Origin of the sequence: Streptococcus saliviloxodontae (assembly GCF_016908655.1) — a bacterium.
GTDB lineage: Bacteria > Bacillota > Bacilli > Lactobacillales > Streptococcaceae > Streptococcus > Streptococcus saliviloxodontae.
In genome coordinates, this window is sequence record NZ_JAFBEI010000021.1 from 16,834 (window position 1) to 36,109 (window position 19,276).

Below are 19,276 nucleotides of genomic sequence, written 5' to 3' on the forward strand. Positions count from 1 at the left end.
AACTAAAAGAGAGGTAGGTCAAAAACAGCTGTTAAAACACAAAAAGAGATTGGAAACACCAACCTCTTTGATTTTGAAAAAGTCTTTTTAGATGCGATTTATTAGCCTTGACAGACATCATCGGCGCCTCTTACAACTTCATAGGACATCTTAGACTCCAAGGCCTGAAAACTTCTCTACCTCTATCAACACGACCACTCTCTAATCACTGATTTTGTCAAATCTTTCTGTGTAAAAAAGAGCTGCTATCATCACAATTGCTAACACAAGCCAAATAAATACCGCTAAATGCCATGACCCAAAGTAGTCATAACTCAATCCCAACAAGGCTGGACCAAAAGCGGCTAAGAGGTAACCACCTGATTGTACCATCCCAGATAATTGGGCTGTTTGTGCTGGCGTATCTGTTTTTAACGAGTAAATGACAAGTAGATAAGGGAACAAGGCACTAACAGCTACTCCAATGAGTAAATTGACCATCAACCAATAGCCAAAAGAAGCGTTTTGGAAAAAGAGAAGACTCACTCCGATGACTCCGCATAAGCTAACCACGCCTAGAGAAATCTGGCGTTTTTTCCCATGCCATTTTTCAGTCAGATTTGGGACAACTATTGAAAAAGGAAGCGAAATCAGAGAATAAATCGAAGCTAAAAGCCCTGCTGCCTCAGCTGATAAACCTGACTGCGTTGCCATTGTCGGCAACCAGGTCAAAGCAGTGTAAAACATCAGTGACTGCAAGCCTCCAAAGACTAGTAAAGCCAGAGCTTTCTTGTTTTTCCAAAGATTTTGTGAAGAGGCAGTTTGATTAACTTTAGGGTAATGGTTGTATTTTGTATTTGGAAGCCAAATGATAAAAGCTACGAATACGATCGCAGATAAAATCAAAATCAACCCCTTCCAAGATGTGGCAAGAACCACGGGAACTGCGACCGAAGAAGCAATGGCAGATGCCAAGCCCATGGAGGTCGTATAGATAGCCGTTAAAGGACCTACACGATCTGGTTGATTGGCTTGAATGATTGACGGTAATAAAACGTTCATCATAGCAATCCCTGCACCAAGCAACATGGTTCCCATATAAAGTAACGGTAAGTTCAATACCCTCATCGCTGAGCCTACAACCATAGTTAAAAGTACCATTGTAAAGAGCTTTTCTAACCCAAATTTTTCAGCTAACTTGGGAGCCAAACTAGAACATGTCGCAAACATAATCAGAGGAATACTTGTCAAAATCCCTAGAGAACTAACGGGAACAGATAGCCCTTCTGCCACATCTGTCAAAACTGTCGGTATAGTCGTAAAAGGAATTCGTAAAACCGTTCCAACCAGTACAATACCGGGAACAAAAAAGAGGGAATGTTTTTTAGTCATAACTACTTTCTAATAAATAATGTCGAACCTGCGAAATAAAATAAAGCGATCCGGTAACCAAGTAAAAATCGTCAGTGCTATCAGATTGGCACTCAGATAACCAGGTTTTAAAATCTAAAATTGATTGGTAACGCTCAGGATAAGCCTCTAAAGCCACTGCATTAGGGTAATCAAAACTAGTGACTGTCACATCACCTAACTGCTCTAGCTGTTGCAACATCCCTTCGATTGGCTTGGTATCAATAGCTGAAAACAGAATATGAACCTTTTTATCACGATATCGAGATGTCATCAATTCAACCAAGGCTTCGATGCTCTCATTATTATGAGCACCATCAATCATCAGATTAGGCCTCATTAATTCTGTCCTACCGAGCCAGCTCGCTTGTGCTAACCCTTGACGAATCGATTCTTCTGTCACTTTTGGGAAATCTATTTGCAAGAGTTCTAAAGTCTTCAATACCAAAGCAGCATTCACCACCTGATGGTGTCCTGGCATCGCTAGCTCTATATCTGATAAACGGCTGGTTGGAGAAATGTAGCTGAGTTGCCCTGCTTCTTTCATAGCAAAATCTTTACCATATTGGTAAAGAGGGTTAGCATGTTTTTGCGCCTCCTCTTGAAAAACGGCAAGAACATCAGCATTCTCAGATGCAAAGATAAAAGGTTCACCAGCCTTTAAAACCCCTGCTTTTTCTCTAGCAATCTCAGCGTAGCTATTTCCCAAAACGGCTTGGTGGTCTAATCCGATAGACGGACAGATCACTGCCAAGGCATTGAAGAGGTTGGTCGAGTCGTATCGCCCTCCCATGCCAGCCTCAATAATGGCTACATCTACTGGATGATAAGCACCAAAATATAAGAACATCAGCAACGTGATGACTTCAAACTCTGTCGCTGCTTCTAGGTCTGTCTCTAGTGGTAAGCGCTCAACGACTGGTTTTGCTAATTCTGCGATTGCAACTAAATCCTCCTTTGACATCATGTGGCCATTTAGACTGATACGCTCTCTAAAATCCATGATGTAAGGTGAAGTAAAGGTTCCCACCTCATAGCCAGACGCCGTTAGAATATGCTGCAAATCATTAACTGTCGAGCCTTTTCCATTAGTCCCTACAACATGAATCGCCTTAAGCGACTCTTGAGGATTTCCTAGTTCATTTAGCATCCAAGCCATCCGCTCTAAGCCAGGTTTGATTCCAAAAGCCAATTTACTGTGAATCCAATCCAATACTTCTTGATAAGTCATAAACCCCTTCTTTCTACAAGACAATACCTTCTATTATACCATAAGCCTAATTGGCTCAACGACAGTGAGATTTCGCTAGCATTAGCAACAATCTTCTCTCTTACTTATTCTATCAGCTCTATGTCATACAATCCTCGAACAGCATTACAAGCAAAAAGACGATCGGCACGTCGTAGATCTTCTAAGTACAAGGTTTTTTCTACCACTTGCCCTTGTTCGATGAGTCGCTGACGGTAAAGACCAGCCAAACAACCATCTGATACCTTAGGAGTGAACCACTGCCCATCAATCTCTAGGATCAGATTGGCAACACTTGTCTCCTGTAAACGACCATCCTCAGCGAAAAAGATAACATCCTTAGCCATTGTAGGAATATGCGGTCGATAAGTCGTTTTAAAGGTTACAAAGGCTGATAAAGTGACATCACGTTCTTGCAATGCAACTGTTGTATAAGACTCAGGAAGATCCGTTAGAGGACTAGCATCAAATGACACCTTACCGTCTTTAGCCAACCTCATTCTGAGGCGATGTGGTGAGCTAGATAAAGTTGCAATGACTCTTTCCAACTCCAAGCTAAAGGCAGCTTCATCAAAACTATAGTTAAAATAAACAGCTGCCTCTCGTAAACGTCTCGTATGAGCTTCAGCTAAGTACAGCTTACCACCTGACACCTTACCTGTCGACATAAGCTCATAAACCGGCTGTTGACGATAAAGAACAGCTGATTTTTGCCGAGTCTCTTCAAATTCTCCCTGCCATTGGCTATCCCAGGTAATACCGCCACCAACACCATAGTAGGCTTGGTCTCCTTGGACTTGCATCGTCCTGATAGGAACGTTAAAAATAGCTGAACCATTGGGAAGACATACCCCGATAGCCCCACAATAAACACCTCGTGGCAGGGTTTCTAAGGAATTAATAATAGCCATTGTTGCAATCTTTGGTGCCCCTGTGATCGATCCACAAGGATAGAGGGCATCAAAAACACTCAGTAAAGCATCCTCTTTCAAGGTACCCTTTATTGTTGACGTCATCTGCCACACTGTTGAAAACTGTTCAACCCGGCATAGGTCAACCACTTCAACAGAACCAATCTGACAGATTTTTCCCATATCATTACGCAGTAGATCAACAATCATCATGTTTTCAGCACGGTTTTTAGTATCTTGTGCTAACCAAGACTGCTTTGCCAAATCCTCACGATAAGTCAGACCTCGACTCGTCGTTCCTTTCATAGGACGGGTCTGCAAAGTCCTCCCTTCCTTCTTAAAGAAAAGCTCTGGACTGGCCGACAAAATAGCAACATCATCATGAGCAATATAGGCATTATACCCTGCTTGCTGCTCTACCATCAATCGATTGTAAATTGCAAAACTATCAGCAGTAAGACTAGATTTAAGACGGATGGTATGGTTGACCTGATAGGTATTTCCCTGACGAATGTTATCGTGTATCTGTCGAATCGCTTCCTCATAATGCTCTTTACTATCTAAATCTTCCCAGATTTCTGGCATCTCGACCGCCTCATAAGTCTGAGGGAATTCTTCCTCCCTGACACCATTGTGCACCGTAAAATAGGCTAGATACTCACCCGCCAAGGCATGGTCAGCGACAGCTAGTTTGTCATCAAAAGCCCTAGAAGCCTCGTAGGACAAATAACCTACAACATAATACCCTTTTTGTTGAAACTGTTCGACACGTTCCAAAATCCCTCTTACTTCAGACAACTCTTGCGCTTTTAACTCATGAAGGGCTTCCTGAAAAATAAGACGTTTACCTAATTCTTTAAAATCAATAACCGTTTTCTTATGCATAAATCTAGTATAACAAAAAGAAGCCTGAACCAAAAGTCCAGACCTCTAGGATACGAGTTATCTATTTTCGTTGTCTCAACTCTACCACTTGACCCAAAATAAAAATTCCGATCGCTAGCCAAATGCAGACAAAACCTTTTAATTCACCTATTGTAATGGTTTCTCCAAAAATAAAGATAGCAATCAATAGTTGAATGGTTGGATTGATGTATTGAATAAAACCAACTTGATTAAGTGGAGCGCGCTTGACCGCTTCAGCAAACAACAAAAGAGGAATCGCTGTGACAGCACCCGAAATAATCAATAGGAAGTTTTCATACAAACTATAATCTAGAAAACTTTCCTTGCTAAAAAAGATGAGATATACCAAAGCAAAAGGTGCAATGACTACCGCTTCTACGAGCATGGCAACATCACTAGATAGTTTAACGCCTTTTTTCACAAAACCATATAGACCAAAACTGATGGTTAAAATCAGTGAAATGACTGGTAAACTACCTGTATTGGCCACTAAAAGACCCACACCAGTCACGGCGATAAAGACTGAAATCCAGGTCCACATCGACAACTTTTCCTTAAGAAAAACTAAGGATAAGACTACCGAAAACAAGGGTAAGATATAATACCCCAAGCTTGCCTCGGTTGCCTGACCGTTACCGACCGCATAGATATAGACTAGCCAGTTTGTCGCAATCAGAACACTAGCTAATAGCATCATTGCGAGATTCTTACGACTAGATATGAGGTCTGCTATCTCTGACTGATACTTATCCTTTTTTTTAGCCAATACCATATAAACTAACATGGTCACTAAGGTCCAAATAATACGATAAGAAAAGGTATTATAGGCATTGACATGGCTGAGTTGCTTCCAAAATAGAGATAAAAACCCCCACATTAAATAGGTGCCTAAGGCTAAAAGTAACCCTTTTTGTTTAGTCGACAACTTGTACACCTTCTTTATCAACTTCTAATAAGAAGGTTTCTCCATCAAGATCCAAAGCATCAATTGCTGACTTGATATCATTTTCAACAGATTTTGGAGCAAGGACCATAACTGTCGGACCAGCACCAGAAAGGTATGTTGCGTAGGCATTATTTTCTTGACCAATTGCCTTAATCCTTGCAAATTCCTTAACCAATTGCTGACGATATCGCTCATGGAAAAGATCTCCTTCAATCGCTTGGCCGGCTTTTTCCAAGTCTCCTGAGAAAAGCGCTGCGATTGCTACATTAGCAATAGATGAAGCAGCTACAGCTTCTTTGTAAGAAAGCTCTGATGGCAACACGCCACGAGAATCAGATGTTTTCAACTCATAGTTAGGGATGAAAGCAATAAATGAACTTTCTGGGAAATCTGCAACAATACTATTGACCGTTTGATCAACATAGGACGACACCACTAAATTACCAAAAATTGCTGGCGCGACATTATCTGGATGTCCTTCAATTTCTGTTGCGATAGTCAACTTATCTTCATCACTCAACTCCAGTTGGCCAAGCTGATTAGCCAATTCAATACCTGCCACAATTACTGACGAAGAAGACCCTAAACCACGTGCGAGCGGAATGTCAGAGACCATTTTCAGACGGTGGGGTGTCAGATCGCTCTTTACTTTAAGAGCAACAGATAACAAGAGATTATTTTCATCATTTGGGATATCATCTCCAAGATCATGATCCACAAACCAAGTATCGCTAGCTTCTAAAACGTCAATAATCAAGTATTTTGACAAAGCAACACCTACAGAATCAAATCCTGGTCCGATATTCGCTGAAGTTGCTGGAACAATAATTTTCATAAGTACTAAGAGGAAAGCTAGTAAAGACTCTCCTACATCTCCTTTTCTATGTAACATAAGAGAGGTTGGGAAAACTTCCCAGCCTCTCACGCTTGCAATTTTGCTGGTAGAAGGTAATTGTAAAGTGACCTTTATCACTACAATTAGCCATACTTTGTCGCATAAAACCTGCTACTAAAAGCTAACAATAAAATCAACTGTAATCTAGAGATAACCCCTATACCTAAGTCTTTATCTCTTATTTACAATAAGATCATCCCAATCAAAGAAAGCTGTCTAGTTTCCCAACACCTTCAAAGTATTTACAATCGTGAAATCTTCAACAGCATTGAGTTTAGCTGTAACAGCCTCCAATTGTGTTTTTGAAAGAGAATGTGTGATGATGACAATACGTGCAGTTGTTCCGTTAGCTTTTTGTTGAAGAACTTGCTCAAATGAGATATCCTCTGAGTTGAAGATCTCTGCTAAACGAAGAATTTTACCTTTTTCATCTGCTGTATCGATTGCAAAATAGTAGTTACTTTTCACATCTTCTGCATTTGCCAATTGTGTTGGACGACTAAATTCGTTGAACAATTTACCAACATTTCCATCTGTCACACGACGAGCAATACGCACAATATCAGCAGTAACAGAAGTTGCAGTTGGTTTTTGACCTGCTCCAGGACCATAGTACATTGATTCACCGATACCAATCGACTCTACAAACACAGCATTCATAACATCATTGACGCTAGCTAGTGGGTGATCTTTTGGTAGGAAGGTTGGAGAAACCTCAGCTGAGATACCTGACTCAACTTCACGAATATCTCCGACTAGTTTGATAACGTAACCTAATTCTTGAGCGACAGCAACGTCTTCTGGTGTGATAGTCGTGATCCCTTTGTGAGCAACATCTTCAAAATCAATAGTCATTCCAAATCCAAACTGACTGAGGATAACTGCTTTATAGGCAGCATCAATACCTTCTACGTCATTTGTTGGATCACTTTCAGCATAACCAAGTTCTTGCGCTTTTTGAAGTGCTGCTTCATAAGTCCAGCCTTCGTCAACCATTTTGGTCATCATGAAGTTCGATGTTCCGTTAAGCACACCCAAAATACGAGTTACTTTATCAGATGTCAATGAGTTCGCTAGCGTACGTAAAATCGGGATACCACCAGCAACTGCTGCCTCATAATAGAAAGCCACACCTTTATCTTGAGCAAGGCTAATTAACTCTTTTCCGTGAACCGCAATCAAGTCCTTATTGGCAGATACCACGTGTTTACCTGCCTCCAAAGCGCGTGTGATAAAGGTCTTAGCTGGCTCGATACGTCCCATCAATTCAACAACGATTGAAATGTCATTATCTGTTAGAATTTCATCAATTGCTGTAACAAAGTTATAATCGTGGCCTGCCGCAACAAGACGATTTTTTTCATCATCATCTTTAACCAAGACCTTGGCAATCTCAAGATCAGTACCTGCTGCTGCGACAATCTTGTCTCCATTTTCCTTGAGCAAGAACGGGATACCACTTGCAACGGTACCAAAACCTAGTAAACCAATTTTAATAGACATGAAATTCTCCTTTGTAAGATACAATGATATTTCTTAACATTATACCAAAATATTATCTGAATTTACAGAAAAAAATAATTTTTATTTGTGCTATAATAGAGCAGTAATACCATCAGGAGGTCTCCATGCTCAAATCTAAGAAAAATAAACTGTTAATAGTATTAAATTGTCTGTTAGCAATCGCCATTGTCATTTGCCTTACAGTCGCAGGCAATATCTACCTAAAAAAAACAAAAAACACGACGTCAAATACATCGACATCAGTAACTACAAGTTCAAACTCAAGCCAAAGTCAAAGTTCCTCTTCTCAGAGTGATAGTCAACAGGTGGAATGGGTTAAACAAGTAGATACCATCAAATTTCCTATATTGATGTATCACGCCATTCATGTCATGGCTCCCGAGGAGTCACAAAATGCAAATCTCATCATTGACCCAACAAATTTTGAGAGTCAAATCAAAGCTATGGTTGAGGCTGGTTACTATTTCCTAACCCCTGAAGAGGCCTATAAGGTTCTTACAGAAAATGTACTCCCCAACGGGAATGACAAGATAGTTTGGCTAACATTTGATGACAGTCTTTGGGATTTTTATAGCAATGCTTACCCTATCATGAAAAAATACCAAGTCAAAGCCACCAGCTTTGCTATTACAGGCTATGTCCAAGATAGTACCAAAGGCTACTATACTCCTGAGCAAATGTTAGAAATGCAGTCTAATGGAATGTCCATAGAAAGCCACACGGTCACACACCCAGACTTAGAAGTATCTAGTACTGACACGCAAAGATCTGAAATTAGCCAATCCGACGATTACCTTCAAACAACTCTCAATAAGGATGTCATGGCAATCGCCTATCCAGCGGGTCGCTACTCTGACACAACCCTGTCTCTAGCATCTAACAACTACTCGCTAGGCGTTACAACTAACGAAGGTTTAGCCAGTAAAGACGATGGGCTACTTAGCCTAAATCGTGTTCGGATGTTACCGACCACTACTGCAGACAGCCTTCTTCAAGAAATAACTACTAACTAGATTTTTTCAAACTAAGCCACCAAACCAAGATAGCTCTAAGCTGATTACTTAGAGCTATCTTGGTTTTTGCTTATTTTCTTCCAATAATAGATGAGGTAGCTGATGTTAATCACTAACAAGACTCCCCATAGACTAGCCATTACAATATTGCCTCGCATAATGCCACGTATCATACCAATGAAATAAAGTGTAATAAAGATGAAAGAGGAAAGGTATTGATAGGACAATGAACTTGATGGTTTTTGTGACAAAAGATTAACCTCACTTTAGAATTTAGTCAATCTTATCATGAAAGAGCCACCTTGTCTAGGCGATTTCAGCTAAAATATGACGTAATTGGACAGCACTTGGGGATACAATTGGAAGAAAGGCACCTTCATTCCAGCGACGTGTGAAACTAGAACTTGAGTGTTTAAAGTAAGCTCTACCGCCACCTGCTTGAAGTTCAAGCAATAAAGCACTAGCAACAACATCAACAATGTCTATGCGCAACTGGAACAGTTCTTTAGGATTTTCAATAAAGTAACCGTCAGTCTGCAAACCTTTATAGAGAGGTTGACGGATAGCTTCCAACTGCTGTTTTGTCGCCTGCCACTCACCTTCTAGGACAGAACGGCTGCTATTAAGCGATTGCTCAACTTCATCAAGCGAACGCTCTGCCAAACCAAAAGCCAAACCAAACTGATAACCTAAGAATTCTGGTCTAATATCAGCCAAGAATTCAGTACCATTTTCAGATAGAACCCAGCGATCATCTAATTCCACATCATTAAAGGTCAAAGTTGCTGTATTGCCCCCTTGTAAAGACACAAATTCAAGATCTTTAGAGCGTTTCAAACCTTCAGCAGTAGATGGAATGACAAGAGCCACAGGATTTTTACTATTATCTTGGTAACCAGCTACAAAACTAGCTGTAAAATAATCTGAACGAAGATTAGTTACCCAAGGTAAACGACCTCTGAGATAACGTTTACCATCTCTTTCAAAAATCGTAACATTGAGCTCTTCAATCTGAGAAAGAAATTTAGTGGCGTTTGATAACCCTGTTCCTGCAGACAATCGTCCTGTTACCAAATCATCCAACCAATTATCGATCAGATAGTCATTCTCACTCGCCAATACCGTTTCAATAAAGGTTCTTTGTCCCCATCCAATAAAAGAGGCAGTCAATGAATAGCGAGCTAATTCTGACAAGGAATCAACAACCTTGGTCTTGTCAGCCCCATCTCCTCCAAGAGATTCTGGTAAACCGATTTTGAAGATACCTTCAGCAGCAATCTTCTCCAATAGTTGGTCAGCTATCTCACCAGATTCTTGGTCGATAACCTGAGCGTTTTCTTCTAACCACTCTACAAACTCTTTTGATAAATAGCCCATAGGCATCTCCTTTGCTTCTTTATTTAGCGTATTGTTTCAATTCGTCATTAATCGGTGTGCTTGCTAGGTTGTTAGCGTAGTTGCAAAGCGTTGCCAAGCTAACACCAAGGACAACATCAAGGGCATTTTGTTGTGTGTAACCCGCTTCAAGAAAATCTGCCAAAGCTTCGTCTCCAACACGACCTTTAGTATTCATAACAGCAATGGTAAATTTAGCTAAAGTATCTAATTTTGGATCATCATCAATCGGTGTTGCATTTCGTAGAGCTTCTAGAAGATTAGGAGCCATTTGAATCTGTTTAATTGAAAAAGCTGTATGTCCTGCAACACAGAAAGCACAATCATTTGTGACAGCGGCTGTTATCTGAACAACCTCACGTTCTGTAGGTGTCAATGAGTTACGACGGTTGATAGCACCCACTGTGCGATAGGTTTCAAGTGCTGTTGGCGCATTTGCAAGCAAACCAATCAAGTTCGGAATGTAACCACCATTATCTTCTTTAACGGTACGAAGAACATCTTTCACTTCTTCTGGTGCTGTTTCGATAGTATGAATTGTAAATTGTGACATTGTTTCACCTCATCTAATTGATTGATACTATCTTAACACGCCACTAGAAGCTTGCATAATCTAAATTTCTTATAGCCCACTATAAGAAAAATTTATAGCCAATAACTCAAGTGAACTGCCTATCTGATAACTAGCAAAAACGATTGCCTGCAGAGAAGGTCTTGATGGACAACTAGCAAAAAGAGAACCCATCTGATTCTCTCTCGCTGCTGATTATAAGTCAACCCACTATAGTTGACAAAGAGTCAATATTGTTAGTGTCCTTTTCTTTTCTCCATGCGTTTTTCTTTCTTTAACTGAAATTGACGCTCTTTCATTTCTTCTTTATACTTTTTTCTATGTGCTCTTTTTTCTTTCTTTATCAATTCATGAACCTTGGATAATTCCATTTGTGCTTTAGTAGATACTACCGGCTTGTTTTTTGCTTTATTTATCTCCCTTTGCATTCTTTTGGGATTGATTTTTTTATCTTTTGGTACTGATTTTATCGCAGAAGACGACACTACAATCTTATTATTTTCATCTATAAGACGAGGCAATTTTTCATAAATAAATTCAAAAATCTCAAAATCTTTAGGTTCACTACCAAATAGATGTTTAATAACTTTATAATGATTATTATCCATATATTCAATTAAGCCATACCAAAAAGCGTTCTCAAAAAAAACAGTTAATTTCATAATCTTTCCTAAATAAAACGAGCGATAGAACTACCTATTAATTTAGGGAATTCATAGATTACATTGTGTCCTCCACGAATAAATTCAGTAATTGCGTACGGCATCCTTTGTAATAATTTTTTAAATAGCCGCTCCGAAATCACGTAATCGTATAATGGTCTAATTATCAACGTTGGTTGTTCCATAATACTTCCTATTGAACTTAAATTATTATGCAATTTAATAAACTTTGTATACTGGGTTTTCAAAGCAATATAATAGAATTATTTATACCAACGATAATGATAATATCGAATATTAAAGGACTATACTGTAAGTGACAAAACATAGTGGATAAATCTCATTCAGACATTATAGAGCTTTTTGACGGTATGCAAATATACTAAGATTAGTATGTTTTCATTGCTAGGCGATAAGGGTAATCTGTTAGATCAAGTAAATAATCAATAGATAATCGTCTTTTACCATTTTCAATCTTTGACACGCCTACACATCGTTCACTCCTATTAAAATTATAGCTGAGTTTTGAACGAATAATGAATTTTATGCCAAATTGGCAAAAAAAATTTTGAGGAAGGGAAGTTGTTACGATGACACTCTATTTAGATTAGTCGAGACTCATTTAACTAAACTTTCCTTCTAGTTTGATAATGTTATTTAATTCTTAATCATTGCTTCTTAAGGTATTAACAGTTAAGATATAGAAAATCAAACTAAATAATACATTAATCACTAGAAGTAAAATACTATCATTCCAAGACATTACTTCTAGTGCTCTACTTCTAAGAGCAATCATCGGTTGAGAATAAGGGAAAAACTTTGTCAAACCTTCATTGATAAAAATAAGGACAAAGTTAATCATACTTCCAATTGTAGCGATCCCTATAGCTTTGCTAAAATTCCTAGTTTTTACTGTCACATAAGACTGAAGGGTAATGATTGGGAGTGAGGATAAAAGTGACAAAGCAATCCATTTAACATGAGTTGTCAAACTGAGATCAAATGAAATACCGTCAATTTTTGCTGTGACAAAGAAAACCAGCAACAGTAGAAATTGAATCGGAAGAATAATAAGAAAACCACTGAATATTTTTCCTAAATATAATTTATGCATTGAAACTTGATTTGCCTTTAACATTTCGAGAGTTTTTCTCTCGAATTCAGGAACAAGTAATAACCCCGTAATAATTGCTAACATAGGAGGATAAAGCAAAGTACTGTAATAAAAAGTCAACTGCCCCCACAAGATGAGAGACTGTGTTCCATCAATCAAGACAGATCGATTAGCAAAATAAATCCCTAAGCCAATAAAACTAGAAAAACTTAAGAAGGTAATACCAATCGTTAAAAGCTGAACTTTTCGAGTTTTTTTCCACTCAGCCAAGAAATAACTTTTCATCTTAATCCACTCTCTTTCCTATAATGATTTTAGCAATAATGAATAACACCAAGCAATAAAAGGTGTAAGCAATAAATTTCAAAATCAACTGTTCATCTAAATTATAAGTAAATGTCCCTTCACCAAGGAATTGATATTTATAAGGTGCTAGGCTCCCTGAACCTGTAAGGGGATTGAGTAAACTTACAAAACTGTAACTTCTTGGGTTTAGGAGGATTCCTAGAAAACCACCTAACAAACCTAATGCTAACAACAGTCCTTGCTTTTCCAAAATCATCGCTAAGGTCAGATAAAGGCAAGTTAGCGAAAAAATTGCAAGCATCTGCCCTACAAATTGAATACCAATAATCTGCAAAGGAATTGAAATTCCCGTCTGTGTTCCAAAAAGATAAATGATGACAATTTCGATAACAAACATAATAGCAAAGAATACCATTATAAATAGGAATTTATGGTAAAAAATACCTAACAGGCTTTGTCCATTTGCTGCTTGAAGTTTGAAAGTCTGTCCTTCCCGTTCATTGGCTACAATACGAGTTGCAAATACACAAATTGCAATAGGCAACATCAGAAGATTGACATTTTGATTACTGAATAGGGTACCTACGTTTCTAAGATCTGGATGAGAAGACAAAACCGACATAAAGGTCGCAATATTCCATAGTGTAGCAACCAGCATCAGAATAGTAACTATGGAAAAAGATTTTGTACGTTTACTTTTTAACCACTCAATAAAAATACCTTTCATCTTACGCCTCCTTCGTTAAGGATAGGAAAATATCTTCTAGTGTTTCGCTTTCTCTGACCACGCGGAAAATACGATAGCCATTTCCTGTTAAATAGCTGACAAGATCTGCCAATTGGCTGTTTTCCATATTACTTAGTTTAACATGACTAGCAGAAACACCTAAAACCTCTACTAAATCAAACTCGACTAAGCTTTGAACGATATTTTGATGCGAAAAATCTCCCCCAATTTCAATCCATGTATTTGATTTAATGGCTTCAATTTCCCCTTCGTACACTAGACGACCGCGATTGATAATACCTACTCGATCAGCAATATGTTCAATCTCTGGTAGGATATGACTAGAAATAAAGACTGTTAATCCTTCTTCTTTTGCCAATTTTACAATCAATTCACGAATTTCGTGAATACCAGCGGGGTCAAGTCCATTAGTTGGTTCATCAAGTAACAGAATCTTAGGTTTCTTAACCAGTGCAAAAGCTAACGCCAAGCGTTGCTTCATTCCTAGAGAATAATTTTTAACTAGTTTTTTGCGATTTTTCTCCTCTGATAGTCCTACCAATTCCAAGGTCGGCCAAATCGCTTCTTCATCAAATCCTAGCATTTTTTGAAAAACCAGTAGATTTTCATAACCCGTCAGATTAGGATAATAAGATGGTTCTTCAATCATTGAGCCAATCTGATCTAGGTATGTCTTATCTTTTTTAGTATCTCGACCATTAACTAGTATCTTTCCTGAAGTTGGAGTAACTAGAGACAGTATCATTTTCATGGTTGTCGTCTTACCTGCACCATTTGGACCGAGAAAACCGTAAATCTCTCCTTCTCGGACCGTAATTGTTTCCAAGTCTACAGTTGTAACCTCTTTGTAGACTTTTGATAAGTTATGGAGTTCAATAACATTTTTCATTTTTACTCACCTTTGCTAAGTCTCAACTTTTAAGACCCTTTCTTTATACTATAATTATATCCATCTAAGTTAAAGATAACATTAAGACAGAGAAAAGTTTACCTTAAATCTTAGACTCGATAAATTTTCTATAACTTAGATTTGTTTCCATAAGATTCTTATGAGTATCTTTGTATACCATCACCAACTTTCTTCCCAGCACCAATAATCTGATCGAGTTCCTCGAGACTGAGTTCTCGGATAGTTTCAACTAATTCTTGTTGCTTTTGCATAATTGGTTTCTCCTTTCTGTTTAGGATAATTTAGTTTCTGGATTAGTTATCCTCTCCTTGTTACGAGTTCATTTTACGATTACAACTTAAAGCTAGAGTTAAGAAAACATAAATTTAATTTTAAGATTTTTTAGTACAATTTTTGTGATATAATTTTAACAAACATTTAGAGGTGATTGCATGAACTTTGAAGAACAGTTATTGAATAAGCGTATACTAATAGTAGATGATGATATTGCATTGAACGATTCTATAAAAGAAGTACTCGTTAATCGAGGTTTCAAGAAGATTAGCTGTGCCTACAGTATTAGCGAGGGAATTGATATTTTCTCTGTATCACATATTGATTTAATAATTTTAGACGTTATGCTCCCAGATGGTGAAGGATACTTGCTTTCTAAATATGTTAGAAAGTCTTCTGATGTTCCAATTATATTTTTAACTGCAAAAAACAATCCAGATGATGAAATAAAGGGGCTTGATTCTGGAGGTGACGATTATGTTACAAAGCCATTTCTTCCTAAAACTTTAACCTATAGGATTATTGCACTATTGAGAAGATCCTATAAAGATGAATCTGAATTGATTGAATTAACTAACTGCACTATAGATTTAAATAATGCAAGTGTCAAAAAAAATGGTAAAAATCTATCCTTAACACCTACAGAAATCCAGATTCTTCGTAAACTATACGCTAATAAAAATTATATTGTGTCTACTGAAACTATTTGTGACACTGTTTGGGGTATTGAAAGTTTCGGGTATGAAAAATCTCTTATGGTCCATATTCGAAATATTAGAGAAAAAATCGAGATCACACCTTCTAAACCCAATCATTTAATTACAGTCAAGGGCCTTGGTTATAAGCTTATTATTTAAATATTTAAGGTATATATTATGAATATTTTCAAAAAGAATATACTAAGATTCATCTTATCATTTATGTTTATTATTATAGTTGATATTACCCTTTTAAGTATTGCTGCTAACTATATTCGAAGTCAACAATCTGCCTCAAATATTATTGAGACGGTATCTTCTGAGATTAATTTATCAAATGGTAATTATATTGTTAGTCCTGCAGCTAAACAGTTAATTGATAAAAATGATTTGTGGATTATGATTATTGATAAAAATAGCGGTAAGGAAAAGTTCAGTATTGATAAACCAAAAGAGATTAATAGTCAATTTGATTTTGCTGATGTAATTCGATTTTCTCGCTTTTACTTAGAAGATTATCCTGTTTTTACTCAAATAAAAGATGATGATGGGGATATTTACATTATTGCATTTCCTAAAGATAGTATAATTAGATACAGTAATAATTATTTTGATCTGAAAAGGATACAAATAATTCCTATCATCTTGCTAGCAATTATTTTTGCTAATATTTTATTCTGTTTATTACTATACATATACAGTATTACTTTCGTAAATAGAAATATTAAACCAATTATTGATGCAATTATAAAACTACCAAATGGTGAACTCTCTCAGGTTAGGTCGGTGAGAGAACTCGACAAATTGACACTTGCTATTAATTCTGCAAACCAAAAACTTCGTGAAAATGAGGAATTTAAAGAAAATTGGATTTCTGGAATTGCTCACGATATTAAAACACCTTTGTCAGTAATTGTATCTAACACGTCTCTAGCAATTGAAAAAACAAAAGATTCTAACTTACTAAAACACTTAAAACCTACTTTAGTTGAAAGTCATTATATTCAAAATTTGCTTAATGACTTAAATATTTTTGCTAGACTAACAAATGGTAATTTAAAATTAAAACAGGAAATTATTGACATTGTACCTTTCTTCAAAGAAATATTAATCCAAATTATAAATCAAGAAATCTGGGATGAATTCAATTTTGAATTTGTCCCTGATAACAAATTAGTTGATAAAAAAATGTATGTAGAAGGGGCTCTTATTTCAAGAGTTATTCATAATCTTATTTATAATTCAGTGTTACATAACCACTCAGGCTGTGATATTCAAATTATTATTAAACATCTAAGAGAGAATGGTTTTTCTGTTACTGTACGAGATAATGGAGTTGGTACTTCTTCAGATAGACTTAAAAGTATTAATAAAATTGAAAAATTCAATTTTGATATATCAGGAGTTCGTAGAAGTGGTATGGGCTTAAAAATTTCTAACCAAATTGTTGCTCTCCATGGTGGAAGTATGGAAATTACCAGTGAGCAAGGCAAATACTTCCAAACTACAATAATGCTTCCACTTCAAAAAACTACAACTGTAGATTAATATACAAAAAACATACTAAGATTAGTATGTTTGCATACCGTCAAAAAGTCCTACAATATCTGAATGAGATTCACCCACTACAGATATTATAGAGCCGATTATTAGACTAATGCCCGTAACAACGGGCTTTTATCATGTTCTAAAGCCTCCATCTGAAAATGGATCTTCATATTCTTTTACACTCAAGAATCAAGAGCAATGTCATCTCTCTCCTGGTCTCGTATGTATTTCGCAACAGTTTTTTCGTTCAGTCCGACCGTACCGACGTAATACCCTCTTGCCCAAAACTTACGATTCCCATACTTATATTTCAGATTGGCATGCTTATCAAATATCATCAATGAACTCTTGCTTTTTAAATATCCCATAAAATCGGAAATCGCAAGTTTTGGTGGGATAAGAACAAGCATATGAACATGGTCTGGCATCATATGTCCTTCAATAATTTCAACTCCTCTATATTGACAAAGTTGGCGAATAATACTTATCAGATCCTCTCGAACCTTGTATTATATCACCTTACGGCGATATTTTGGTGTGAAAACGATGTGATATTTGCACATCCATTTCGTGTGTGATAAACTGTAACTGGTTTTTGCCATGCTAAACTAGTCCACTGGACTAGTTTACTCCTCCTTATCTGACCTGAACACTTAGATTATACAGGAAAAATAAATGGAAGCTCAAAGCCTTGTCAGCCACCAGCATAGCTGGTGATTTTCTTGTTTTTCTCTGAGAGAAAAACAAGAAAACCACTATTCCGAAGAATAGCGGTTTTATTATATTTTTAGGCTACTTGCGTAGTTACCTTATTATTTAAGAGTAACTGAAGCTCCAGCTTCTTCAAGTTTAGCTTTAAGTTCTTCAGCTTCTGCTGCAGAAACACCTTCTTTAAGAACTGATGGTGCACCGTCAACAAGAGCTTTAGCTTCTTTAAGACCTTCGCCTGTGATTTCACGTACAACTTTGATAACGCCAACTTTTTTGTCGCCAGCTGAAGTCAATTCAACGTCGAATGAATCTTTAGCAGCACCAGCATCAGCAGGTCCAGCTACAGCAGCTACAGGAGCAGCAGCAGTTACGCCAAACTCTTCTTCGATAGCTTTTACAAGGTCGTTCAATTCAAGGATTGAAGCTTCTTTAATTTCAGCAATAATGTTTTCAATGTTCAATGCCATTGTGATTTCCTCCAAATATAAATTAAATGTTAAATAATTGCGTAGCCTAAGCTACTTGTTTTGAAGAGATGCTTATGCAGCACCGTCTTCTTTGCTTTCTGCAACAGCTTTGACAGCGTATGCAACGTTGCGCACTGGCGCTTGAAGAACAGAAAGGAGCATAGAAAGCATACCTTCGCGGTTTGGCAATGTTGCAAGAGCTTGGATTTCTTCTTTTGAAGAAACAGCGCCTTCGATTGCACCACCTTTGATTTCAAGTGCTTCTGCGTCTTTAGCAAAATCGTTAATAACTTTAGCTGGTGCGATAACGTCTTCGTTAGAAAATGCTACTGCAGATGGTCCAACAAAAAGTTCTTTAAGATCATCAAGACCTGCTTTTTCAGCTGCACGAGTCAAGATTGAGTTTTTGATAACTTTGAACTCAACATCGTTTTCACGAAGATTACGACGAAGTACAGTATCTTGCTCAACAGTAAGACCACGTGAGTCAACAACGACGATAGATGCTGCAGCTTTCATTTTCTCAGCAACAATTTCGACTTGTTCAGCTTTTTTAGCAATAATAGCTTCACTCATTTTTAGTTTTACCTCCGTAATTATTTTTGGGCTAGGCACAAAAAAATCGCACCTAAACCTAGACACGAAAGTACAATACGTTACAAATTTATAGTTACGTTTTGTGCCTCGGCAGGAATATTATGAGCACTGCTCCCCTGCTGTCTTAGGTCAGTTTTATTACAAAACCTCATTTATAATATCACGTATTCGATATACTGTCAACACTTTTTAGCAAAAAAAAATACTATTTTTTTATTTCTTTCATTAATAATCTTTCAAACGAAAATATTAAAGAGATTAGTCAAGTAGGATTTATTTCTGGTGGAATGGTATTATAGTATTATTTTATAGCTTTTTTGTTGACTTATTTGCAAATAAGTAATACAATAGTATCAGAAGGTTGGATGGGAAATATAAAAGAAACCCCAAATATGACCTCTCTACTGTGATTTTACGAGTAAAGAACTGGGGAACAACTTTCG

Annotated in this window: 18 protein-coding genes, 1 pseudogene and 1 other annotated feature; of the genes and pseudogenes, 3 read left to right on the forward strand and 16 right to left on the reverse strand. The window is 37.2% G+C overall.

The features are described from left to right. Positions 1-201: 201 nt before the first annotated feature. From JOC31_RS05735 to JOC31_RS05760, 6 genes are all read right to left on the reverse strand, one after another. Positions 202-1,371: a CynX/NimT family MFS transporter gene (locus tag JOC31_RS05735; RefSeq protein WP_205017208.1), complete on the reverse strand. Its 1,170-nt coding sequence runs from the start codon at positions 1,369-1,371 to the stop codon at positions 202-204. Then, the gene (locus JOC31_RS05740; protein WP_205017209.1) at positions 1,364-2,620 is read right to left on the reverse strand and encodes a bifunctional folylpolyglutamate synthase/dihydrofolate synthase; all 1,257 of its coding nucleotides are present in this window, start codon (positions 2,618-2,620) and stop codon (positions 1,364-1,366) included. The genes JOC31_RS05735 and JOC31_RS05740 overlap by 8 nt, the downstream gene beginning before the upstream one ends. A 104-nt stretch (positions 2,621-2,724) precedes the next feature. After that, the gene (gene pabB, locus JOC31_RS05745; RefSeq protein ID WP_205017210.1) at positions 2,725-4,434 is read right to left on the reverse strand and encodes an aminodeoxychorismate synthase component I; all 1,710 of its coding nucleotides are present in this window, start codon (positions 4,432-4,434) and stop codon (positions 2,725-2,727) included. A gap of 61 nt (positions 4,435-4,495) precedes the next feature. Then, on the reverse strand, positions 4,496-5,380 hold the full coding sequence (gene rarD / locus JOC31_RS05750) for an EamA family transporter RarD (protein WP_205017211.1): 885 nt from the start codon (positions 5,378-5,380) through the stop codon (positions 4,496-4,498). Further along, positions 5,370-6,236: a homoserine kinase gene (thrB, locus tag JOC31_RS05755; RefSeq protein ID WP_205017212.1), complete on the reverse strand. Its 867-nt coding sequence runs from the start codon at positions 6,234-6,236 to the stop codon at positions 5,370-5,372. The genes rarD and thrB overlap by 11 nt, the downstream gene beginning before the upstream one ends. Positions 6,237-6,512: 276 nt before the next feature. Then, positions 6,513-7,799 (reverse strand): homoserine dehydrogenase, encoded by a 1,287-nt coding sequence (locus tag JOC31_RS05760; RefSeq protein WP_205017213.1) that lies wholly within the window; start codon positions 7,797-7,799, stop codon positions 6,513-6,515. 125 nt (positions 7,800-7,924) lie between these two features. Between JOC31_RS05760 and JOC31_RS05765 the strand changes: the two genes are divergently transcribed. Continuing rightward, complete coding sequence (locus JOC31_RS05765) at positions 7,925-8,833, forward strand: polysaccharide deacetylase family protein (RefSeq protein WP_205017214.1); 909 nt, start codon at positions 7,925-7,927, stop codon at positions 8,831-8,833. 306 nt (positions 8,834-9,139) lie between these two features. On the opposite strand, the gene JOC31_RS05770 is transcribed toward JOC31_RS05765, so the two are convergent. The 7 genes from JOC31_RS05770 to JOC31_RS05800 all read right to left on the reverse strand — a co-directional run bounded on the left by JOC31_RS05770 (position 9,140) and on the right by JOC31_RS05800 (position 14,790). Continuing rightward, positions 9,140-10,210: an acyl-CoA dehydrogenase family protein gene (locus JOC31_RS05770; RefSeq protein ID WP_205017215.1), complete on the reverse strand. Its 1,071-nt coding sequence runs from the start codon at positions 10,208-10,210 to the stop codon at positions 9,140-9,142. 19 nt (positions 10,211-10,229) lie between these two features. Further along, a complete protein-coding gene (locus JOC31_RS05775; protein WP_205017216.1) occupies positions 10,230-10,781 on the reverse strand; it encodes a carboxymuconolactone decarboxylase family protein in 552 nt (183 codons plus the stop codon). A gap of 254 nt (positions 10,782-11,035) precedes the next feature. Further along, a complete protein-coding gene (locus tag JOC31_RS05780) occupies positions 11,036-11,461 on the reverse strand; it encodes a YjdF family protein (protein ID WP_205017217.1) in 426 nt (141 codons plus the stop codon). Between the two features lie 664 nt (positions 11,462-12,125). After that, complete coding sequence (locus JOC31_RS05785) at positions 12,126-12,860, reverse strand: ABC transporter permease (RefSeq protein ID WP_205017218.1); 735 nt, start codon at positions 12,858-12,860, stop codon at positions 12,126-12,128. Position 12,861: 1 nt separating this feature from the next. Then, positions 12,862-13,608, reverse strand: coding sequence for an ABC transporter permease (locus JOC31_RS05790; RefSeq protein WP_205017219.1), 747 nt, complete (start codon positions 13,606-13,608; stop codon positions 12,862-12,864). Between the two features lies 1 nt (position 13,609). Continuing rightward, positions 13,610-14,518 (reverse strand): ABC transporter ATP-binding protein, encoded by a 909-nt coding sequence (locus JOC31_RS05795; RefSeq protein ID WP_205017220.1) that lies wholly within the window; start codon positions 14,516-14,518, stop codon positions 13,610-13,612. Between the two features lie 158 nt (positions 14,519-14,676). Continuing rightward, the gene (locus JOC31_RS05800; protein WP_205017221.1) at positions 14,677-14,790 is read right to left on the reverse strand and encodes a type A2 lanthipeptide; all 114 of its coding nucleotides are present in this window, start codon (positions 14,788-14,790) and stop codon (positions 14,677-14,679) included. 180 nt (positions 14,791-14,970) lie between these two features. Between JOC31_RS05800 and JOC31_RS05805 the strand changes: the two genes are divergently transcribed. Continuing rightward, complete coding sequence (locus JOC31_RS05805) at positions 14,971-15,669, forward strand: response regulator transcription factor (protein WP_205017222.1); 699 nt, start codon at positions 14,971-14,973, stop codon at positions 15,667-15,669. A gap of 18 nt (positions 15,670-15,687) precedes the next feature. Next, entirely contained in the window at positions 15,688-17,058 is a 1,371-nt protein-coding gene (locus JOC31_RS05810) for a sensor histidine kinase (protein ID WP_205017223.1), read from the forward strand. A 132-nt stretch (positions 17,059-17,190) separates the two neighbouring features. On the opposite strand, the pseudogene tnpA reads toward JOC31_RS05810, so the two are convergent. The 3 genes and pseudogenes from tnpA to rplJ all read right to left on the reverse strand — a co-directional run bounded on the left by tnpA (position 17,191) and on the right by rplJ (position 18,812). Further along, positions 17,191-17,660 (reverse strand): annotated as a pseudogene (tnpA, locus tag JOC31_RS05815) (IS200/IS605 family transposase). Positions 17,661-17,870: 210 nt separating this feature from the next. Beyond that, positions 17,871-18,236, reverse strand: a complete 366-nt coding sequence (rplL, locus tag JOC31_RS05820; protein WP_205017224.1) for a 50S ribosomal protein L7/L12 — start codon at positions 18,234-18,236, stop codon at positions 17,871-17,873. A gap of 72 nt (positions 18,237-18,308) precedes the next feature. After that, positions 18,309-18,812: a 50S ribosomal protein L10 gene (gene rplJ / locus JOC31_RS05825; protein ID WP_205009762.1), complete on the reverse strand. Its 504-nt coding sequence runs from the start codon at positions 18,810-18,812 to the stop codon at positions 18,309-18,311. A 31-nt stretch (positions 18,813-18,843) separates the two neighbouring features. After that, positions 18,844-18,980 (reverse strand) — a sequence feature (ribosomal protein L10 leader region). Positions 18,981-19,276: the final 296 nt, after the last annotated feature.